This window comes from Pseudomonas sp. R43(2017), assembly GCF_002112345.1.
GTDB classification, from domain to species: domain Bacteria; phylum Pseudomonadota; class Gammaproteobacteria; order Pseudomonadales; family Pseudomonadaceae; genus Aquipseudomonas; species Aquipseudomonas kribbensis.
This window is the reverse complement of record NZ_NEHJ01000002.1, coordinates 791304-809662: the sequence shown is the minus strand read 5'-3', so window position 1 is coordinate 809662 and position 18359 is coordinate 791304. Positions and strand designations below refer to the sequence as shown.

The window sequence follows — 18359 nt, the reverse complement described above, 5'->3', positions numbered from 1 at the left end:
GAAAACTCACAGATATCATGAGCCATGACCTTCCCCCGCTGAACGCCCTGCGCGCCTTCGAAGCCACCGCCCGGCTGAACAGCGTCAGTCAGGCTGCCGAGCAGCTGCACGTCACCCACGGCGCGGTCAGCCGCCAGCTCAAGGTGCTTGAAGAGCACCTGGGCGTCAGCCTGTTCGTCAAGGATGGTCGCGGCTTGAAACTCACAGATGCCGGCATTCGTCTGCGGGATGCCAGCGGCGAGGCGTTCGACCGCTTGCGCAGCGTCTGCGCCGAGCTGACCCAAAGCACCGCCGACGCGCCGTTCGTACTCGGCTGCTCCGGTAGCCTGCTGGCTCGCTGGTTCATTCCACGACTGGGAAGGCTGAATGCCGATCTGCCGGACTTGCGTCTGCACCTGTCGGCCGGTGAAGGCGATCTCGACCCGCGCCGCCCGGGACTGGATGCGCTGCTGCTGTTCGCCGAACCGCCATGGCCGGCCGACATGCAGGTCTATGAGCTGGCCAGCGAACGCATCGGGCCAGTCATGAGCCCGCTGTTCAGCGGTTACGAGCACCTGAAATCAGCACCGCCCGCGGCCTTGCTCGGCGAGCCCTTGTTGCACACGACCTCTCGCCCGCAAGCCTGGCCGAGCTGGGCGCAGCAAAGCGGCCTCGACGCCAAGGCGCTGAAGCTGGGGCAAGGTTTCGAGCATTTGTATTACTTGCTGGAAGCGGCCGTCGCCGGATTGGGCGTGGCAATCGCGCCGGAACCGCTGGTGACCGAAGACTTGAAGGCCGGGCGCCTGGTCGCGCCGTGGGGTTTCAGTGAAACCCCGGCGCAACTGGCGTTGTGGCTACCCAAGCGCGCCGCCGACGGGCGCGCCCGGCAATTGGCGCAGTGGCTCAGGAACGAGCTGCGCCAGGCGGATCACTCGCCGCGCTTGAACAGCAAGTAAGCGGCCAGCAGACCCAGCGCACCGACCGCCACACCGGCGGTCGTCCACGGATGTTCCTGTGCGTAATCGCGGGTGGCGATCCCGGTTTCGCGGGTTTTGACTTTGACTTCTTCGTAGGCATCGCTGAGCAGGCTGCGCGAATGCTTCAGCGCACTTTCAGCGTTGCCCTTGAGCGCCTTGAGGGTCTTGCGCGACTCGTCCGAAGCGTCGTCTTTCAGGCTTTCCAACGACTTGAGCAGACTCTCGATCTCCGCTTCCATGCTTTGCAACGAGGCTTTGCGTAACGAGGTGTTGGCCATGGTGGCTCTCCTGCATTGGTGATGAGTGGCGTGTGTTGTTTGGGACTTCACCGGTTCTGGAAAGTGCAGAAAATCTGAACTCCGGTTTCTCCCGGCGACCGAAATCAACAGCGCAAATCGCTGCTAGGCTCAAATCCACACGTCAAGGAGATCGCCATGAGTGACCATCACACCTACAAGAAAGTCGAGCTGGTCGGTTCGTCCACCAGCAGCATCGAAGACGCCATCAACAACGCGCTGGCCGAGGCCAACAAGAGCATCAAGCATCTGGAATGGTTTGAAGTGGTCGATACCCGCGGCCACATCAAGGACGGCAAGGCTGCCCACTTTCAAGTGACCCTGAAAGTCGGGTTCCGGATTGCCAGCAGCTGAGTTTGGGCTACGCTTCTGAACTTGCGCGCTGGCCGAATGCCATAGGAATGGCAAAGCGCTACAGGGTGGACGCATCGAGCGAACTTGATGCCCGCCTCTTTTAATCCGACCAGGGAGTGCGACCGATGAAGAAGTTCATATTGGCAGTAGGTTTGTTGAGCCTTGCGGGTGGTGCGTTTGCTGCCGGCAAGCCTTGCGAAGAAGTGAAAGCCGAGATCGCGGCAAAACTGGACGCGAAACACGTCTCCGGTTATTCGCTGGAAATCGTCGATAAAGGTGCAGCAGCGGGCGGCAAAGTCGTCGGCAAGTGCGAGGGCGGCACCAAGGAAATCGTCTACAAACGCGGTTGATCGCGCCTGAAATGCAAAAGCCGACGCAATGCGTCGGCTTTTTTGTACCCGGCTATCTTTTTCAGCCCTTCATCACCTGCGCCAGCAATTCATAGGAGTGCAGGCGATCGGCATGTTCGTACAGATCGCAGGTGAAGATCAGCTCATCGGCCTGGGTCTGCTCGATCAGCACTTCCAGTTTCGCGCGGATTTTCTGCGGGCTGCCGACCATCGCCAGACCGAGGAAATCGCCCACCGCCTCACGTTCGTGTGGCAGCCACAGGCCGTCCATGGTTTTCACCGGCGGACGCTGCACCAGACTTTGCCCACGCATCAGCGCGAGAATTCGCTGGTACACCGAGGTCGCCAGGTAATCGGCCTGTTCGTCGGTGTCGGCCGCCACAAGCGGTACGCCGAGCATCACGTACGGCTTGTCGAGCACCGCCGACGGCTTGAAGTGATTGCGGTAGACGCGGATCGCCTCGTGCATGAAGCGCGGTGCGAAATGCGAGGCAAAGGCGTAGGGCAAACCGCGCTCGCCGGCCAGTTGCGCACTGAACAGGCTGGAGCCGAGCAGCCAGATCGGCACATTGGTGCCAGTGCCAGGCATCGCGATCACCCGTTGATCCGGTGTACGCGGGCCGAGGAAGCGCACCAGCTCGGCCACGTCTTCAGGGAAATCGTCGGCGCTGCCGGAGCGCTCACGGCGCAGGGCGCGGGCGGTCATCTGATCGGAGCCGGGGGCACGGCCCAGACCGAGGTCGATCCGCCCCGGATACAGGCTTTCAAGGGTGCCGAACTGCTCGGCAATCACCAGCGGCGCGTGGTTGGGCAGCATCACGCCGCCAGAGCCGACACGGATGGTCGACGTGCCGCCGGCCAGGTAACCCAGCAGCACCGACGTGGCAGAACTGGCGATGCCATCCATGTTGTGGTGCTCGGCGACCCAGAACCGGGTGTAGCCGAACTTCTCGACATGCTGCGCCAGATCCAGCGAGTTGCGCAGCGACTGAGCCGGGCTGCCGTTCTCGCGCACCGGCACCAGATCGAGGGTGGAAAACTTTACGTCGGACAGTTGCTTCATGAACCTGCATCTCCGATTGAGGGCGCCGGTTTGTTCCTGACGAACGCAAACCTGCCCAATTCATAAGCGTGTTCTCTGCAATAAGGGCATATACCCGAGTTTCAATAGCCGATCCGAAATTTCCTACTAAAAAAGTCAACGATTCAGCCGGGCTGAACTTTGTTCCGGCGTCTATCCTCAGAAGCCTTGCAGGCAAAAACCACGACGGCGCGGCCTTTCGCGCCCGAATTGAAGGAGGCACACATGGCTATCGTGAAGAAGGCATCCGCACATTGGGAAGGTGACCTGAAAACCGGCATCGGCTCGATCTCCACCGAAACCGGCGTCCTGCGGGAAGCGCCATACGGCTTCAAGGCCCGCTTCGAGGGCGGCAAGGGCACCAACCCGGAAGAACTGATCGGCGCCGCCCATGCCGGCTGTTTCTCCATGGCATTCTCGATGATCCTCGGCGATGCCGGGCTGAAGGCCGAAAGCATCGACACCCAGGCTGAAGTCACCCTCGATCAGGTTGACGGCGGTTTCGCGATCACTGCAGTGAAGCTGATTCTCAAGGCGAAGATTCCGGGCGCCACCCAGGCGCAGTTCGAAGAACTGAGTAACAAGGCCAAGGAAGGTTGCCCGGTGTCGAAGGTATTGAATGCGAAGATCAGCCTGGATGCGTCGCTGGTCAGCTGATCGACTTGAGCAGAATCAGAACCCGCCAGGCAAAAATGTGGTCGAATAAATGACAGCAGCTTTCGCGCATCGTCGTGCGCACTGCTCCCAGGAGCTTCAACCATGAAACGTTTTGCTTTGGCGGTTATCTGTGGCGTGCTGGCAACTTCGGCCTTTGCGGCACCCAAAGATTGCGAAGAACTCAGGAAAGAGATCGAAATCAAGATTCAGGCGAACGCCGTGCCTTCCTACACACTGGAGATAGTCTCCAAAGAGGAAGCCGAAAAGCACGACGTCGCCATGATCGTCGGCACTTGCGAGAACGGCACCAAAGCCATCATCTACCAGAAGAACGACAGCTGATTCACGCTAGATGGCGCAATAGGTGTCGCGATCCTCGGCGACGATTTCCCGCTTGGCGTTATACAGCCGGGCACTGGGCGTAAACATCAGGGAGCGACCCTCCAGCACGTAACGCTGACCCGCTTCGAAATGGTCGAAGCGGATGGTCAGGTAGCACAGGCGCTCCACGGGATCGTTCAACATCCCAGCTCCTCCACCGGGTGCCTCGAAATCGAAACGCACCAGCAACTCATGGCTGCCGGGCGTTACCTGGAAAAAACGTCCGTCAGTCAGGCGCTGCTTGTCGAGACGTTCGGCCATCAGCAGTTTTCCGCCCGGGGTCGGCGTCGAGAACTCGACCCAGGCCATGTTGGGGTCGACCGGGGGCATCGGCGTCTGACAACCGGCGAGCACACCGGCAACCAGCAACAGCATTGACTTGCGCATGATGAATGTCCGTGAATTCGGACATCCAGCATAACGCCGATCAGGTGCGCTGACAGCCTGCCGGTTTGCCCTGGCCGACTACATTTTTCTGCTGGTCATAGAGCTTGGCCCACGGCCGGAAACCGATGTAGCCGGCCTGAAGCTGATAGCGCTGGCCGGCGTTGAAGTCCGTGAATTTCAGGTTCAACTGGCAATCGCGCCACAGGGGCTCGGCGTCCGGGCCGATGTTGGTCGCTTCCACCGGAAACTGGTAGCGCACCTTCAGTTCATGGCTGCCGGGCTGTACTTCGAAGTAACGTTTGTCGACGGCGGCCTTCCTGTCGACTTCCAGCGCTTGCAGCGCCGTGTCCTGTTGCCGGGCGTCCAGATCGATCCAGGCTTGCGTGGGGTCTGGCGAAGGCATTCCGAATCCGGCACAACCGGCCAGCGTCAGCAGGCCTCCCGTCAGTATCAAGATGCGCATGGCGAAGCTCCAATGGGCGGGATAGTCTTGCGATCAGACTTTCCAGGGATGTTCTTATTGTGATCAGGCCGTTTCCAAGCCTTGGGTTACTTGATCGCGTTTTGCGGGTTTTGTTTCCGGGTGTGTTGTTTTTGTTGCTCAACGGTTGTTCCAGCGTCAGCTATTACAGCCAGCTGGCCAGCGGTCAGCTGCAATTGCTGCGGGCGCGGGAGCCGGTGGCCAAGGTGATTGCCGACCCGAACCGCGACGCAACGCTGCGCGCCCACCTGGCCCAATCGCAAAAGGCTCGGGATTTCGCCAGCCAACACCTGCACCTGCCGGATAACCAGAGCTATCGCCTGTACGCCGACATCCACCGGCCGTACGTGGTGTGGAACGTGTTCGCCACCCCGGAGTTTTCCCTGAGCCCGCAGAACCACTGCTTCCCGATTGCCGGGTGCGTGGCCTATCGCGGTTACTACAGCCAGAGTGCGGCGCGAGGCGAGGCAGCGATCCAGCGCCTGCAAGGCATGGATGTGTCGATTGGTGGCGTCGAAGCCTATTCGACCCTGGGCTGGTTCAATGACCCGATCCTCAACTCGATGATGGGCTGGGGTGACGAACGCCTGGCTACGCTGATCTTCCATGAACTGGGCCACCAACGTTTCTATGTGAAGGATGACACCGAGTTCAACGAGTCCTACGCCACCTTTGTCGAGCAGGAAGGCACCCGGCAGTGGCGGGCGTTTCGTGGCCTGCCACCAGAAAATGACGCTCAACTCAAACGTCGCGACCAGTTCATTCAACTGATCCTCGATACCCGTGCCCGGCTGGAAAAGCTGTACACACAACAGATGCCCGTCGAGCAGATGCGCGAACGCAAGGCCGCTGAATTCGAACGGTTTCGCCGGGACTATCGGGAGATGCGCGACGGCCAGTGGGCGGGGGACAAGCGTTATGACGCCTGGGTCAATGCGCCGCTGAACAATGCGCGATTGTTGCCATTCGGGCTGTATGACCAGTGGGTGCCGGCGTTTGCGGCGTTGTTCAGGCAGGTTAAGGGAGATTGGCCGCAGTTTTATGCGCGGGTCGAACAACTGGGCGGATTGCCGACAGACAAGCGAAAGACAGCCCTGCGTGAGCTGGCTGCCCTTCGCTCCGATTGACGATCAGCGCTGCAAAAACGCCTGATGCAACTCAGCCAGGGTTTCAAAATGATAAGCCGGCGCCTCGGCGCTCAGCTCTTCATGACTACCGAAGCCATAACCCACGGCTGCCGCATCCATACCGTTGCTGCGGGCGCCGATCAGGTCGTGTTTACGGTCACCGATCATCAGCGTTTTGGCCGGATCCAGCCCCTCCTCGGCCATCAGGTGGGCAATCAGCTCGACCTTGTTGGTACGAGTGCCATCCAGTTCGCTGCCGTAGATCACCTTGAAGTGTTTGGCGAAATCGAAGTGCCGGGCGATTTCCCGGGCGAACACCCACGGCTTCGACGTCGCGATGTAAAGCTGCCGGCCCTGGCCATTCAGGGTTTCCAGCAACGGCGTGACGCCCTCAAACACCCGGTTCTCGTAAAGACCGGTGACCTTGAAGCGCTCGCGATAGAAATTCACCGCCTCCCAGGCCTTGGCCTCGTCGAAACCATAAAACTGCATGAACGCCTGCAACAGCGGCGGGCCGATGAAGTGTTCCAGTTTGGTCAGGTCCGGCTCATCGATACCGAGTTTGGCCAAGGCGAACTGGATGGAACGGGTGATGCCCTCACGCGGGTCGGTCAGGGTGCCATCAAGGTCGAACAGTACGGTCTGGTAATGCATGAAAAATCCCGGGCAATAGAGAGAAAAGTCAGAGCTGGTCGTAGCCTTCAGCCAGATGCAGGTCCTTGAGCTTCACGTAGTTCGCCGCGCTGTAGGTGAAAAAGGCGTTTTCCTTGTCGGTCAGCGGGCGAATCTGTTTCACCGGGCTGCCCACGTACAGGAAACCGCTTTCCAGACGCTTGCCCGGTGGCACCAGGCTGCCGGCGCCGATGATCACGTCGTCCTCGACCACAGCGCCGTCCATGACGATGCTGCCCATGCCGATCAGCACGCGGCTGCCGACGGTGCAGCCATGCAGCATGACCTTGTGGGCGATGGTCACGTCATCGCCGATCAGCAGCGGGAAGCCGTCCGGGTTGAACGGGCCGGCGTGGGTGATGTGCAACACGCAGCCGTCCTGCACGCTGGTGCGCGCGCCGATGCGGATGCGGTGCATGTCGCCGCGGATCACCGTCAACGGCCACACGGAGCTGTCTTCGCCGATTTCGACGTCGCCGATCACCACCGCGGAGCCGTCGACAAAAGCGCCTTGGCTCAAGCGTGGGGTGTGATTCTGGTACTTGCGAAGGGACACGATTAGTTCTCTCTCTGTCGCCGATAGCTGCGGTGGGTGTCGATTGTAATTAAGATGGGCGCATGTTTCTTCCAGCCAAGGTGCAACCGTGAGCGTGAACAACCCTCTTCTGCAGTCCTACGACCTGCCGCCGTTCTCCGCGATCCGTGCCGAACACGTGCAGCCGGCCATTGACACCATCCTGGCCGACAACCGCGCCGCCATCGCCGAGATCCTCAAGACCCAGGGCCAGAACCCGACGTGGGCCGGGCTGGTGCTGGCGATGGACGAACTCAATGATCGCCTGGGCGCTGCCTGGAGCCCGGTCAGCCACCTCAATGCCGTGTGCAACAGCGCCGAACTGCGTGAAGCCTACGAGTCTTGCCTGCCGGCCCTGAGTGCCTATTCCACCGAGATGGGCCAGAACCGCGAACTGTTCCAGGCCTATGAAGCCCTGGCCAACAGCCCGGAAGCCGCCGGTTTCGACGTGGCGCAGAAAACCATTCTGGAACACGCCCTGCGTGATTTCCGCCTGTCGGGTATCGACCTGCCGGAAGCCGAGCAGAAGCGCTACGCCGAAGTGCAGAGCAAGCTGTCCGAGCTGGGCAGCCGCTTCTCCAACCAGTTGCTCGATGCCACTCAGGCGTGGACCAAGCACCTGACCGACGAGGCTGCCCTCGCCGGCCTGACCGATTCGGCCAAGGCGCAAATGGCTGCCGCCGCACAGGCCAAAGGCCTCGACGGCTGGCTGATCACCCTGGAATTCCCGAGCTACTACGCGGTGATGACCTACGCCCAGGACCGTGCGCTGCGTGAAGAAGTCTACGCCGCCTACTGCACCCGTGCGTCGGATCAAGGCCCGAACGCCGGCCAGAACGACAACGGTCCGGTGATGGGCGAAATCCTCGACCTGCGTCAGGAACTGGCCAAGCTGCTCGGTTTCTCCAGCTTCTCCGAACTGAGCCTGGCGACCAAAATGGCCGAATCCAGCGATCAGGTGCTGAGTTTCCTGCGCGATCTGGCCAAACGCAGCAAACCGTTTGCCGCCCAGGACCTGCAACAGCTCAAGGCTTATGCTGCCGAACAAGGCTGCGCCGATCTGCAAAGCTGGGACAGCGGTTTCTACGGCGAAAAACTCCGTGAACAACGCTACAGCGTCGCCCAGGAAACCCTGCGTGCCTACTTCCCGATCGACAAAGTGCTGGGCGGTCTGTTCGCCATCGTTCAGCGTCTGTACGGCATCGAAATCGCCGAACTGAAAGGCTTCGACACCTGGCATCCGGACGTGCGCCTGTTCGAGATCAAGGAAAACGGTCAGCACGTCGGCCGCTTCTTCTTCGACCTCTACGCCCGCGCCAACAAGCGCGGCGGAGCGTGGATGGACGGCGCCCGCGACCGTCGCCGCACCCTCGACGGCGTGCTGCAAAGCCCGGTGGCCAACCTGGTGTGCAACTTCACCCCGGCCGACAGCGGCAAGCCTGCGCTGCTGACCCACGATGAAGTGACCACCCTGTTCCACGAATTCGGCCACGGCCTGCATCACCTGCTGACCCGCGTCGAACATGCCGGCGTATCCGGCATCAACGGTGTGGCATGGGACGCAGTCGAGCTGCCGAGCCAGTTCATGGAAAACTGGTGCTGGGAGCCGGAAGGTCTGGCGCTGATTTCCGGCCACTACGAAACCGGCGAGCCATTGCCGCAGGATCTGCTGGAAAAAATGCTCGCGGCGAAGAACTTCCAGTCCGGCCTGATGATGGTGCGTCAGCTGGAGTTCTCGCTGTTCGACTTCGAACTGCACGCCACCCACGGCGATGGCCGCAGTGTCGCGCAGGTTCTGGAAGGCGTGCGGGATGAAGTCTCGGTGATGCGTCCTCCGGCCTACAACCGCTTCCCGAACAGCTTCGCGCACATCTTCGCCGGCGGTTACGCGGCGGGTTACTACAGCTACAAGTGGGCGGAAGTGCTGTCGGCGGATGCCTTCTCCAAGTTCGAAGAAGACGGCGTACTCAATGCCGACACCGGTCGCGCCTTTCGCGAAGCGATCCTGGCCCGTGGCGGCTCGCAGGAGCCGATGGTGCTGTTCGTCGACTTCCGTGGCCGTGAGCCATCGATTGACGCACTCTTGCGCCACAGCGGCCTGAGTGAGGACGCGGCAGCATGAGTGAGGCACCTGTGAAAACGAAAAAACGCTTTATCGCCGGGGCGGTCTGCCCGGCGTGCAGCGAACCGGACAAGCTGATGATGTGGAGCGAGGACGATGTTCCGCACCGCGAATGCGTGGCGTGCGGCTACAGCGATACGCTCAATGCCCAAGGGTTGTCGGTTCCGAAGGAACTGGGCACGCGGGTCAACACCAGCGCGCTCAAGCCTGCACCGGACAAGACGGTTCAGGCGGTGCAGTTCTTCCCGAACCCGAAGCTGAAGAAAAAGCCCGACGAGCAACACTGATCCGGCACCACCTTCCACCGATTTCCGGTGGAAGGTGGTATTGGCTTAACACCTGTGCCCTGCACTTGCTTCGTAGGCTGGCCGTTTCCGCCATGCCTCGAAGGAAGTTGCCATGCCTGACTCCAATCCCCTCCTGCAACACTGGATCCTGCCGCCCTGGCCAGCGATTCGCGCCGAGCATTTGCTTCCGGCGATCAACAGCATCATTGCCGACCACCGACGAATCATTGCGCAAGTGCTCGCCACTCAGCTGGAACATCCCGACTGGGACGATCTGGTACTGAGCATCGACGAAGCCGATGCCCGCCTCGGTGAATTCCGGTCGATTCTCGAAACACTGTCCATGGTCGGATCCGACGATGCCGACTGGCTCGTGGAAAGCGCCAAGGCTCAGCTTGCGATCAACCGATATCGTTCCGAAAGAAACCGCAATCGCCCGTTGTACGAGGCTTACCAGCGTTTGGCGCAGAGCTCGATCGCGGCCAGTTTCGATGAATCACGCAAGACCGTGCTGGCGCGGATACTGCGCAAATTCAGGCAGTCGGGCATCGAGCTTCCCACCGCGCAGCAGCAGGAACTGGCCCGGTTGAACCTTGAGATCGGCGGACTGGAATCCAGATTCTTGACCCACCTCGAACGCTGGACCGAGACCTGGAGTAAACGGGTCGACGATATTGCACAGCTTGCGGGCCTGACCCCGTCGATAAAGGATCACCTGGCGCGCGCCGCACGCGAGGCCGGACATGAAGGCTGGCTGATTCGACTGGACCAGAACACCTGCCAGCACATCCTCAAATACGCGGAAAATCGTACGTTGCGCGAGGAATGCTGTGTGGCCTACGCGACCCGCGCCTCCGATCAAGGGCCACTGGCCGGGCGCTTCGACAACGGTCCGGTGCTGACGAAGCTGCTTGCCTTGCGCCAGCAGAAAGCCCGCTTGCTTGGCCACGAAAACGCCGCGCAACTGAGTCTGGCAAAAAGTACGGTCGGAACAACGGCCTGGGTCAGGGATTTTCTCGAGTGCCAGGTCACGCAATTGACCCCCATCCTGGAGCAGGACTCCGGACAACTGTCCGCATTCGCCCGGCAACACGGAATCGACCGGGTCCAGCCATGGGATGAAGAATTTCTCGCCGAGCAATGGCGGCAGCAACAGTTTCCCGGAGCGCTGGATAACCTGCGTGACTACTTCGCGTTCGATGGCACCCTGCGCCGGCTCTGTCTGTTCTGCGAACGCATGTTCGGGATCCGTATCGTCGAACAGGTCAGTGGGAAACATTGGCATGAGGATGTGCGACTGCTGGAAATCAGCGAGCATGAGCAGGTCATCGGTTACATCTACCTCGACCCGTTTCATCGCGATAACGCTGCTGATTTCGCTGGAACGTCCACACTGCGCAATCGTCGGATCAATGCCGAAGGCCGACCGGCGCTACCCATTGCCGTGCTGTACAGCAATTTCACGCCGGCCACCGACGGCCATCCTTGCCGCCTCGAACTCAGTGAGTTGCGGGTACTTTTTCATGAATTCGGCCACTGCCTTCAGCACGTATTGACGCGCTCGCCCCATCACACCCTTTCCGGCATCCAGCAGTTGGGCCATGAGGCGGCGGAGTTTTCCGGGCAATTGTTCGAGCAGTGGTGTCAGTCGCGGGAGTTCGTGCTGTGGCTCGGCGCGCATTTCCAGACCGGCGAACGCTTGAGCGCTGCACGGGTCGACGCCGCCCTCTCGGCCAGCCAGGCCCACTCCAGTCGGCAACAGGCCTTGATACTGATGGGAGCGCTCATCGATTTCGAACTGCACGCCACCTACGGCGACGGGCGTTCTGTCGAAGAGGTTTGCGCCGACGTGCAGCGCACAATGGCTCACCTGCAACTGCCCGACAGTCACCGGTTCGCCAATGGTTTCGATTACATGGTGACCCAGTACGACGCTTCGGTTTACGCCTATGTCTGGTCAGGGGTGCTGGCTCAGGAAGCGTTCAAACGCTTCAGTCGTGACTGGGTGTTCAACGTGCAGACCGGCCGGGCGTTCCGGGAAACGTTCTTTGCGCCCGGGGCCGGGCGCCCGTTGCTGGAAGCGGTGGAGGCGTTCGTTGGCCAGCCGATCTGTGAAGAACTGTGTGTCGGCCGGCCGATCAACCGGCGGGTTACTTCAGATTGACCGTCTGGAACCAGCTCTTCATCGAGCAGGTAGCGAACGCACTGGTGCTGCAATCGCCATTGGCCAGCGCGGTGCGCAGCTTGTCGACGTCGGCCTGCATCACATAGCGCACGCCGTCCTTGAAGTGGCCGCTTTCACCGAAACCGCCCTGGGTCATTTCGTTCAGGGCGTCTTCCTTGCTCCATCCCTGCACGACGATGCGGTACATCGCAGCCATCAGGCCGGTGCGGTCGGAGCCGTGCTTGCAATGCATCAACACCGGGCCGTTGGCCTCGGCGGTCTGGATCGCACGCAGGGTCTTGAGGACGTCGGCATCATCGACATGATTGGTGCGATACGGCAATTGCACCTGGTTGATGCCCGGGGTTTTCAACCAGCTCGAGTCCGCCTCCGGCAGGAAGTTGATGACCGTGGCCACTTTCAGATTTTGCAGCAACGGCACGGCACCGGCGTCAGGCAGCGCACTGCGATAAAGCGTGGGCGACATCTGGAAGAAGTTGTATTTCATTTCGACCGGTTGTGCCCATTCCGGAGGGCGAGAAACCGGCGCATCTGCGGCATGGGCCGAAATCGAGCCAAGCAGGGCAAACAGCGAGAAACAGATCGCGGAGGAAAAACGCTTCAAGGACATGCTGTGCGGTGACCGTATGGGATTCGTCAGTGAGGGCGGCAGCTTGCGGGTTGTCCAGTCAAATCCCTGTGAGGCGATTGTCAAAGAAACGTGAAGCCGGGGACTTCCTTCGTCGCATTTCTGGGCTTTTTTTCGGCTGAATCGATTCATCCGGTTGGTTAGGCTGCTACCATTTGTCACATCATGTTGCAGACGCGTCCCCGTTTTCCGGGTCATTTCCTGCCACGTTGCAACCGACCACTCAAAAAGCCGTCCCCAGAAACGGCTGATAACCATCAATGCCTGATGAGGTGCACCCCCATGTCTGATCAAGATCGAGACAACCCGCGGCGTGAGTTCTTGCGCAAATCCCTGACCCTGATCCCGGTGGTCACCCTCGCCGGCACCGGCCTGGGTAGCAGCGTGCTGCAAGCGGCTCCCGAAAGCTCGCCAGCCCCGGCCCCCGTCAAATCGGTTGCCGCAGAGACAAGCGCCTACCAGCCGAGCTACTTCACCGCCGAAGAGTGGGCGTTCATCAATGCCGCCGTCGCGCAATTGATCCCCAACGATGCCCAGGGCCCCGGAGCTCTGGAGGCCGGCGTGCCGGAATACATCGACCGTCAGATGAACACACCGTACGCCGCCGGTGCCCTGTGGTACATGCAAGGCCCGTTCAACGCCGACGCTGCGCCCGAGATGGGCTGGCAGAGCAAACTGGTTCCCAAAGAAATCTATCGCCTCGGCATCGCCGCCACGGATCAGTGGACAAAATCCCTCAACGGCAAAACATTTGCCGAGCAAGACAGCGCTACCCGAGACGATCTGCTCAAGCAGCTCGAAGCCGGGAAACCGCAATTCGACAGCGTTCCGGCGAAGATTTTCTTCAGTTTGCTGCTGCAAAACACCAAGGAAGGGTTCTTCTGCGACCCGATCCACGGTGGCAATAAAGGCATGGTCGGCTGGACCATGATCGGCTTCCCCGGCGCCCGCGCCGATTTCATGGATTGGGTGGAACGCAACGAGCAATACCCCTTCCCGGCAGTTTCGATTCGCGGCGAGAGGGCGTGAGCATGGCAACGGTAATGAAGAAGGTCGACGCAGTGATCGTCGGTTTCGGCTGGACAGGCGCAATCATGGCCAAGGAGCTGACCGAGGCAGGCCTCAACGTGCTGGCGCTGGAACGCGGGCCGATGCAGGACACCTACCCTGACGGCAACTATCCCCAGGTGATCGACGAACTCACCTACAGCGTGCGGAAAAAACTCTTCCAGGACATCTCCAAAGAGACCGTCACCATCCGCCACAGCGTCAACGACATCGCCCTGCCGAACCGCCAGTTGGGCGCGTTCCTGCCGGGCAACGGCGTCGGCGGCGCCGGCCTGCACTGGTCGGGCGTGCACTTTCGCGTCGATCCGATCGAGTTGCGCATGCGCAGCCACTACGAAGAACGCTACGGCAAAAGCTTCATCCCCAAGGACATGACCATCCAGGACTTCGGCGTCAGCTATGAAGAGCTGGAACCGTTCTTCGACTTCGCCGAAAAAGTCTTTGGCACCTCGGGCCAGGCCTGGACCGTGAAAGGCCAACTGGTCGGTCAGGGCAAGGGCGGCAACCCGTACGCGCCGGATCGCTCGAACCCGTTCCCGCTGGAAGCGCAGAAGAACACGGTTTCCGCACAGCTGTTCGGCAAAGCGGCCACAGAGGTCGGTTACAAACCCTACAACCTGCCTTCCGCGAATACTTCGGGGCCGTACACCAACCCTTATGGCGCGCAAATGGGCCCGTGCAACTTCTGTGGTTTCTGCAGCGGCTACGTTTGCTACATGTATTCCAAGGCCTCGCCGAACGTGAACATTCTGCCGGCGCTGAAACCGCTGCCGAATTTCGAACTGCGGCCCAACGCCCACGTGCTCCGGGTCAACCTCGACAGCACGAAAACCAAAGCCACCGGTGTCACCTACATCGACGGCCAGGGCCGGGAGATCGAGCAACCGGCGGATCTGGTGATTCTCGGCGCGTTCCAGTTGCACAACGTGCGCCTGATGCTGCTCTCCGGCATCGGCAAGCCGTATGACCCGGTCAGCGGTGAAGGTGTGGTCGGGCGTAACTTCGCCTACCAGAACATGGCGACCATCAAGGCATTCTTCGACAAGGACACCCACACCAACAACTTCATCGGCGCCGGCGGCAACGGTGTGGCGCTGGACGATTTCAACGCCGATAACTTCGACCACGGGCCGCACGGCTTCGTTGGCGGCTCGCCGATGTGGGTCAACCAGGCCGGCAGCCGACCGATTGCCGGCACCTCCAACCCGCCGGGCACCCCGGCCTGGGGCAGTGACTGGAAGCGCGCGACCGCCGATTACTACACCCACCAGGTGTCGATGGACGCCCACGGTGCGCATCAGTCCTACCGTGGCAACTACCTCGATCTGGACCCGGTGTACCGGGATGCCTACGGCCTGCCGCTGCTACGGATGACATTCGACTGGCAGGAAAACGACATCAAGATGAATCGCTTCATGGTCGAGAAAATGAGCAAGGTCGCGCAAGCCATGGGCCCGAAAGCCATTGCCGTGCTTGGCAAGAAAGTCGGCGAACATTTCAACACGGCGTCCTACCAGACCACCCACCTCAACGGCGGCGCGATCATGGGTACTGATCCGAAGACCAGCGCCCTGAATCGCTACCTGCAGAGCTGGGATGTGCACAACGTGTTCGTCCCGGGTGCCTCGGCATTCCCGCAGGGCCTGGGTTACAACCCGACCGGGCTGGTTGCCGCACTGACCTACTGGTCGGCGAAAGCGATCCGCGAGCAATACCTGAAAAACCCCGGCCCGCTGGTTCAGGCTTAAGGAGCGATGACCATGAAGACTTTCGTTATCGCGACCCTGGCGCTGCTTGGCAGCGTTGCCGCTCACAGTGCCGAAGTTGATCAATCCTTGATCAAAAAAGGCGAATACCTCGCCCGTGCCGGTGACTGCGTGGCTTGCCACACGGCCAAGGACGGCAAGCCGTTCGCCGGTGGCCTGCCGATGGAGACCCCGATCGGCACGATCTACTCGACCAACATCACCCCGGACAACACCGGGCTGGGCGGCTACGGCTTCGAGGAGTTCGACCAGGCCGTGCGTCATGGTGTCGCCAAAAACGGTAGTACGTTGTACCCGGCGATGCCGTACCCGTCCTACGCCCGCGTCAGTCAGGATGACATGCAGGCGCTGTACGCCTACTTCATGCACGGCGTTGAACCGGTGGCACAGGAAAACAAGGCCAGCGACATCCCGTGGCCGTTGAGCATGCGCTGGCCGCTGATGGGTTGGCGCTGGCTGTTCGCGCCGAAGGTCGAGGACTACAAACCCGCGTCGGACGATGCCGTCATCAGTCGTGGGGCGTATCTGGTGGAAGGCCTCGGACATTGCGGCGCCTGCCATACGCCACGGGCCCTGACCATGCAGGAAAAATCCCTGAGTGCGGCCGAAGGCAGCAGTTTTCTGTCAGGCAGTGCGCCACTTGAAGGCTGGATTGCCAAAAGCCTGCGCGGTGACCACAAGGACGGCCTCGGCAGCTGGAGCGAAGAGCAACTGGTGCAGTTCCTCAAGACCGGCCGCAGCGACCGCAGTGCGGTGTTCGGTGGCATGAGCGACGTGGTCACCCACAGCATGCAGTACATGACCGATGCCGACCTGACCGCGATCGCCCGTTACCTGAAATCGCTGCCGGCCAACGATTCTGCCGACCAGCCGCACCAGTACGACGAAAAAGCTGCCAAGACCTTGTGGAACGGTGACGACAGTCAGCGTGGCGCCTCGGTGTACATCGACAACTGCGCGGCCTGCCACCGTACTGACGGCCACGGCTACACCCGGGTGTTCCCGGCGCTGGCGGGCAATCCGGTGCTGCAATCGGAGGATCCGACCTCGTTGATCCACATCGTGCTCAAGGGCGGCACCCTGCCTGCAACGCACACGGCACCATCCACTTTCACCATGCCGGGTTTTGCCTGGCGTCTGTCGGATCAGGAAGTGGCGGATGTCGTGAGCTTTATTCGTGAAAGTTGGGGTAACAAGGGCTCCGCCGTCACTGCAAAAGATGTTGCCAAGTTACGTACCGACGATATGAACACAACATCAGCCGGCGACCTTGGACAAGTAACAAGTCACAACTAAACGCAATAACCCCTGCATGACTAATCATGCAGGGGTTATTCATTCAATCGTTGTTACGGGTTGGTAATACTGGCATAGGCTTTGGCCAGGGCAACCAGTTTGGCCCGATCCTGCTCACCGATTTCACCGTCACGATCCACATCGTGCTCCAGACGGCCAATGCTGAAGGTATGGCCACCATCCCTGGAGGTTGCGGTTACAAAAATCGGGTCAACCAGCCTTTCAGTCTGCTCGCCGGCCTCGGCATCCCAGCCCAGTTCCTTACGCGCAAGTTGCATGGAAACCAGTGTATTGGGTTCCGATGGGCCGGGCTGCATCAGTTGCAGGAAAATACCGCGCGAATTAAAAAACGACATCATCAATTCCTTTTGTCTTTTATATATTCAAGTGCTGTGAAGCGGGGTGAATACTACGAACTTGAATAGCAAACGAACAGCCGACTTATGTTTCTTCAATTTGCACCATTACAACTTTACATCTAAACAAACTTACAACTAACCGTGCGTTTTATTGATGGACGGCCGAACGGTAGTGGATCATCCGCGACCTTGCAGATACTGTATGCATATACAGACAAAGGGAACCCGTGATGACCAGCCTCTTGCCCCCACGCGGTCGCGGCACCGCCACCAATCCGCATAACCGCTTCGCGCCGAGCCGTTCGGTGGCCGAGGACGACGGCTGGTTTCAGGAAGTGCCACTGACCCAGGGCACCGAAGTCAGTTTCGAGACGGCGAAAACCATCATCACCCGCAACACCTCGCCGGACCTGCCCTTCGACCGCTCGATCAATCCCTATCGCGGCTGCGAGCATGGCTGCATCTATTGCTACGCACGACCGAGCCACGCCTATTGGGACATGTCACCGGGGCTGGATTTCGAAACGAAGCTGATCGCCAAGACCAATGCCGCCCAGGTGCTGGAGGAACAGCTTGGCAAGAAAGGCTATCAGTGCGCGCCGATCAATCTGGGCTCCAACACCGACCCGTATCAACCGATCGAACGTGAACACAAAATCACCCGCCAGACCCTCGAAGTGCTACTGCGCTATCGGCACCCGGTGACCATCGTCACCAAGGGCTCGCTGATCCTGCGCGACCTCGACCTGCTCACCGAACTGGCGCAGCAACGGCTGGTGGCGGTGATGATCAGCCTCACCACCCTGGACGATGAGCTCAAACGCATCCTCGAACCCCGTGCCGCAGCGCCCAAGGCCCGGTTGCGGGCGATCCGGGTGATGCGCGAGGCGGGGATTCCGGTCGGCGTGCTGTGTTCGCCGATGATTCCGATGATCAACGACAGCGAAATCGAAAGCCTGCTGACCGAAGCCCACTCTGCAGGCGCTCAAAGTGCCGCGTACATGATGTTGCGCTTGCCGCTGGAAGTGGCGCCGCTGTTCGAGGAATGGCTCGGGGCGCATTACCCGCAGCGCGCCGCCCATGTGTTGAGCCTGATCCGCCAGAGCCGAGGCGGCGAACTGTACGACAGCCGTTTCGGCGCCCGGATGCGCGGCGAAGGGCCGTTCGCCGACCTGCTCGCGCAACGCTTCGCCAAGGCCCTGAAACGCCTTGGACTCAATCACCGCGAAGGTTTCAATCTCGACTGCACAGCCTTTTGCCCGCCGGGTCGTCAGATGGCGCTGATTTAAGGAGGGAATGACTGGCCAGGTTCACCCCAGTCACGTTTTTTGT

Annotated in this window: 21 protein-coding genes; 13 read left to right on the top strand and 8 right to left on the bottom strand. The window is 60.5% G+C overall.

Annotated features, from left to right (window positions below; translation table 11 throughout):
- Positions 1 to 17 precede the first annotated feature (17 nt).
- Positions 18 to 935, top strand: a complete 918-nt coding sequence (locus tag CAG02_RS08320; protein WP_085713010.1) for a LysR family transcriptional regulator — start codon at positions 18 to 20, stop codon at positions 933 to 935.
- On the opposite strand, the gene CAG02_RS08315 is transcribed toward CAG02_RS08320, so the two are convergent.
- Positions 908 to 1234 (bottom strand): YqjD family protein, encoded by a 327-nt coding sequence (locus tag CAG02_RS08315; RefSeq protein WP_007953918.1) that lies wholly within the window; start codon positions 1232 to 1234, stop codon positions 908 to 910. The genes CAG02_RS08320 and CAG02_RS08315 overlap by 28 nt on opposite strands.
- Before the next feature lie 156 nt (positions 1235 to 1390).
- Between CAG02_RS08315 and CAG02_RS08310 the strand changes: the two genes are divergently transcribed.
- Both CAG02_RS08310 and CAG02_RS08305 read left to right on the top strand, forming a co-directional pair.
- The gene (locus CAG02_RS08310; protein ID WP_003220389.1) at positions 1391 to 1606 is read left to right on the top strand and encodes a dodecin; all 216 of its coding nucleotides are present in this window, start codon (positions 1391 to 1393) and stop codon (positions 1604 to 1606) included.
- A 125-nt stretch (positions 1607 to 1731) separates the two neighbouring features.
- Positions 1732 to 1956: a DUF1161 domain-containing protein gene (locus tag CAG02_RS08305; protein WP_085713011.1), complete on the top strand. Its 225-nt coding sequence runs from the start codon at positions 1732 to 1734 to the stop codon at positions 1954 to 1956.
- 61 nt (positions 1957 to 2017) lie between these two features.
- On the opposite strand, the gene CAG02_RS08300 is transcribed toward CAG02_RS08305, so the two are convergent.
- Positions 2018 to 3019, bottom strand: coding sequence for an LLM class flavin-dependent oxidoreductase (locus CAG02_RS08300; protein ID WP_065260633.1), 1002 nt, complete (start codon positions 3017 to 3019; stop codon positions 2018 to 2020).
- A gap of 243 nt (positions 3020 to 3262) precedes the next feature.
- Between CAG02_RS08300 and CAG02_RS08295 the strand changes: the two genes are divergently transcribed.
- Entirely contained in the window at positions 3263 to 3694 is a 432-nt protein-coding gene (locus CAG02_RS08295; protein WP_065260634.1) for an OsmC family protein, read from the top strand.
- Between the two features lie 102 nt (positions 3695 to 3796).
- Positions 3797 to 4036 (top strand): DUF1161 domain-containing protein, encoded by a 240-nt coding sequence (locus CAG02_RS08290; RefSeq protein ID WP_085713012.1) that lies wholly within the window; start codon positions 3797 to 3799, stop codon positions 4034 to 4036.
- A 6-nt stretch (positions 4037 to 4042) separates the two neighbouring features.
- On the opposite strand, the gene CAG02_RS08285 is transcribed toward CAG02_RS08290, so the two are convergent.
- A complete protein-coding gene (locus tag CAG02_RS08285; protein WP_085713013.1) occupies positions 4043 to 4462 on the bottom strand; it encodes a hypothetical protein in 420 nt (139 codons plus the stop codon).
- 40 nt (positions 4463 to 4502) lie between these two features.
- On the bottom strand, positions 4503 to 4925 hold the full coding sequence (locus tag CAG02_RS08280; RefSeq protein ID WP_085713014.1) for a hypothetical protein: 423 nt from the start codon (positions 4923 to 4925) through the stop codon (positions 4503 to 4505).
- A 59-nt stretch (positions 4926 to 4984) separates the two neighbouring features.
- Between CAG02_RS08280 and CAG02_RS08275 the strand changes: the two genes are divergently transcribed.
- Entirely contained in the window at positions 4985 to 6070 is a 1086-nt protein-coding gene (locus CAG02_RS08275) for an aminopeptidase (protein WP_085713015.1), read from the top strand.
- A gap of 3 nt (positions 6071 to 6073) precedes the next feature.
- Here the strand turns inward: CAG02_RS08275 and CAG02_RS08270 are convergent, their stop codons facing one another.
- Both CAG02_RS08270 and CAG02_RS08265 read right to left on the bottom strand, forming a co-directional pair.
- A complete protein-coding gene (locus CAG02_RS08270) occupies positions 6074 to 6724 on the bottom strand; it encodes an HAD family hydrolase (RefSeq protein WP_085713016.1) in 651 nt (216 codons plus the stop codon).
- A 28-nt stretch (positions 6725 to 6752) separates the two neighbouring features.
- Positions 6753 to 7298, bottom strand: a complete 546-nt coding sequence (locus tag CAG02_RS08265) for a gamma carbonic anhydrase family protein (protein WP_007953951.1) — start codon at positions 7296 to 7298, stop codon at positions 6753 to 6755.
- A gap of 88 nt (positions 7299 to 7386) precedes the next feature.
- Here CAG02_RS08265 and prlC point away from each other — a divergent pair, with 88 nt between their 5' ends.
- From prlC to CAG02_RS08250, 3 genes are all read left to right on the top strand, one after another.
- Positions 7387 to 9438, top strand: coding sequence for an oligopeptidase A (gene prlC / locus CAG02_RS08260; protein WP_085713017.1), 2052 nt, complete (start codon positions 7387 to 7389; stop codon positions 9436 to 9438).
- Complete coding sequence (locus CAG02_RS08255) at positions 9435 to 9725, top strand: YheV family putative zinc ribbon protein (RefSeq protein ID WP_007953955.1); 291 nt, start codon at positions 9435 to 9437, stop codon at positions 9723 to 9725. The genes prlC and CAG02_RS08255 overlap by 4 nt, the downstream gene beginning before the upstream one ends.
- A gap of 112 nt (positions 9726 to 9837) precedes the next feature.
- Entirely contained in the window at positions 9838 to 11889 is a 2052-nt protein-coding gene (locus CAG02_RS08250) for a M3 family metallopeptidase (protein ID WP_085713018.1), read from the top strand.
- Here CAG02_RS08250 and CAG02_RS08245 read toward each other — a convergent pair.
- On the bottom strand, positions 11876 to 12520 hold the full coding sequence (locus tag CAG02_RS08245) for a dual specificity protein phosphatase family protein (protein ID WP_085713019.1): 645 nt from the start codon (positions 12518 to 12520) through the stop codon (positions 11876 to 11878). The genes CAG02_RS08250 and CAG02_RS08245 overlap by 14 nt on opposite strands.
- Positions 12521 to 12820: 300 nt before the next feature.
- On the opposite strand from CAG02_RS08245, the gene CAG02_RS08240 reads away from it, so the two are divergent.
- From CAG02_RS08240 to CAG02_RS08230, 3 genes are read left to right on the top strand one after another with little or no spacing between them, the layout of a single operon-like run.
- Positions 12821 to 13567 (top strand): gluconate 2-dehydrogenase subunit 3 family protein, encoded by a 747-nt coding sequence (locus CAG02_RS08240; protein WP_085713020.1) that lies wholly within the window; start codon positions 12821 to 12823, stop codon positions 13565 to 13567.
- Positions 13568 to 13569: 2 nt separating this feature from the next.
- The gene (locus tag CAG02_RS08235) at positions 13570 to 15354 is read left to right on the top strand and encodes a GMC family oxidoreductase (protein WP_085713021.1); all 1785 of its coding nucleotides are present in this window, start codon (positions 13570 to 13572) and stop codon (positions 15352 to 15354) included.
- Positions 15355 to 15366: 12 nt separating this feature from the next.
- Positions 15367 to 16668 (top strand): cytochrome c, encoded by a 1302-nt coding sequence (locus tag CAG02_RS08230; protein ID WP_085713022.1) that lies wholly within the window; start codon positions 15367 to 15369, stop codon positions 16666 to 16668.
- 53 nt (positions 16669 to 16721) lie between these two features.
- Here the strand turns inward: CAG02_RS08230 and CAG02_RS08225 are convergent, their stop codons facing one another.
- Entirely contained in the window at positions 16722 to 17024 is a 303-nt protein-coding gene (locus tag CAG02_RS08225; protein ID WP_085713023.1) for a hypothetical protein, read from the bottom strand.
- Positions 17025 to 17257: 233 nt separating this feature from the next.
- Between CAG02_RS08225 and CAG02_RS08220 the strand changes: the two genes are divergently transcribed.
- A complete protein-coding gene (locus CAG02_RS08220; RefSeq protein ID WP_085713024.1) occupies positions 17258 to 18316 on the top strand; it encodes a PA0069 family radical SAM protein in 1059 nt (352 codons plus the stop codon).
- Positions 18317 to 18359: the final 43 nt, after the last annotated feature.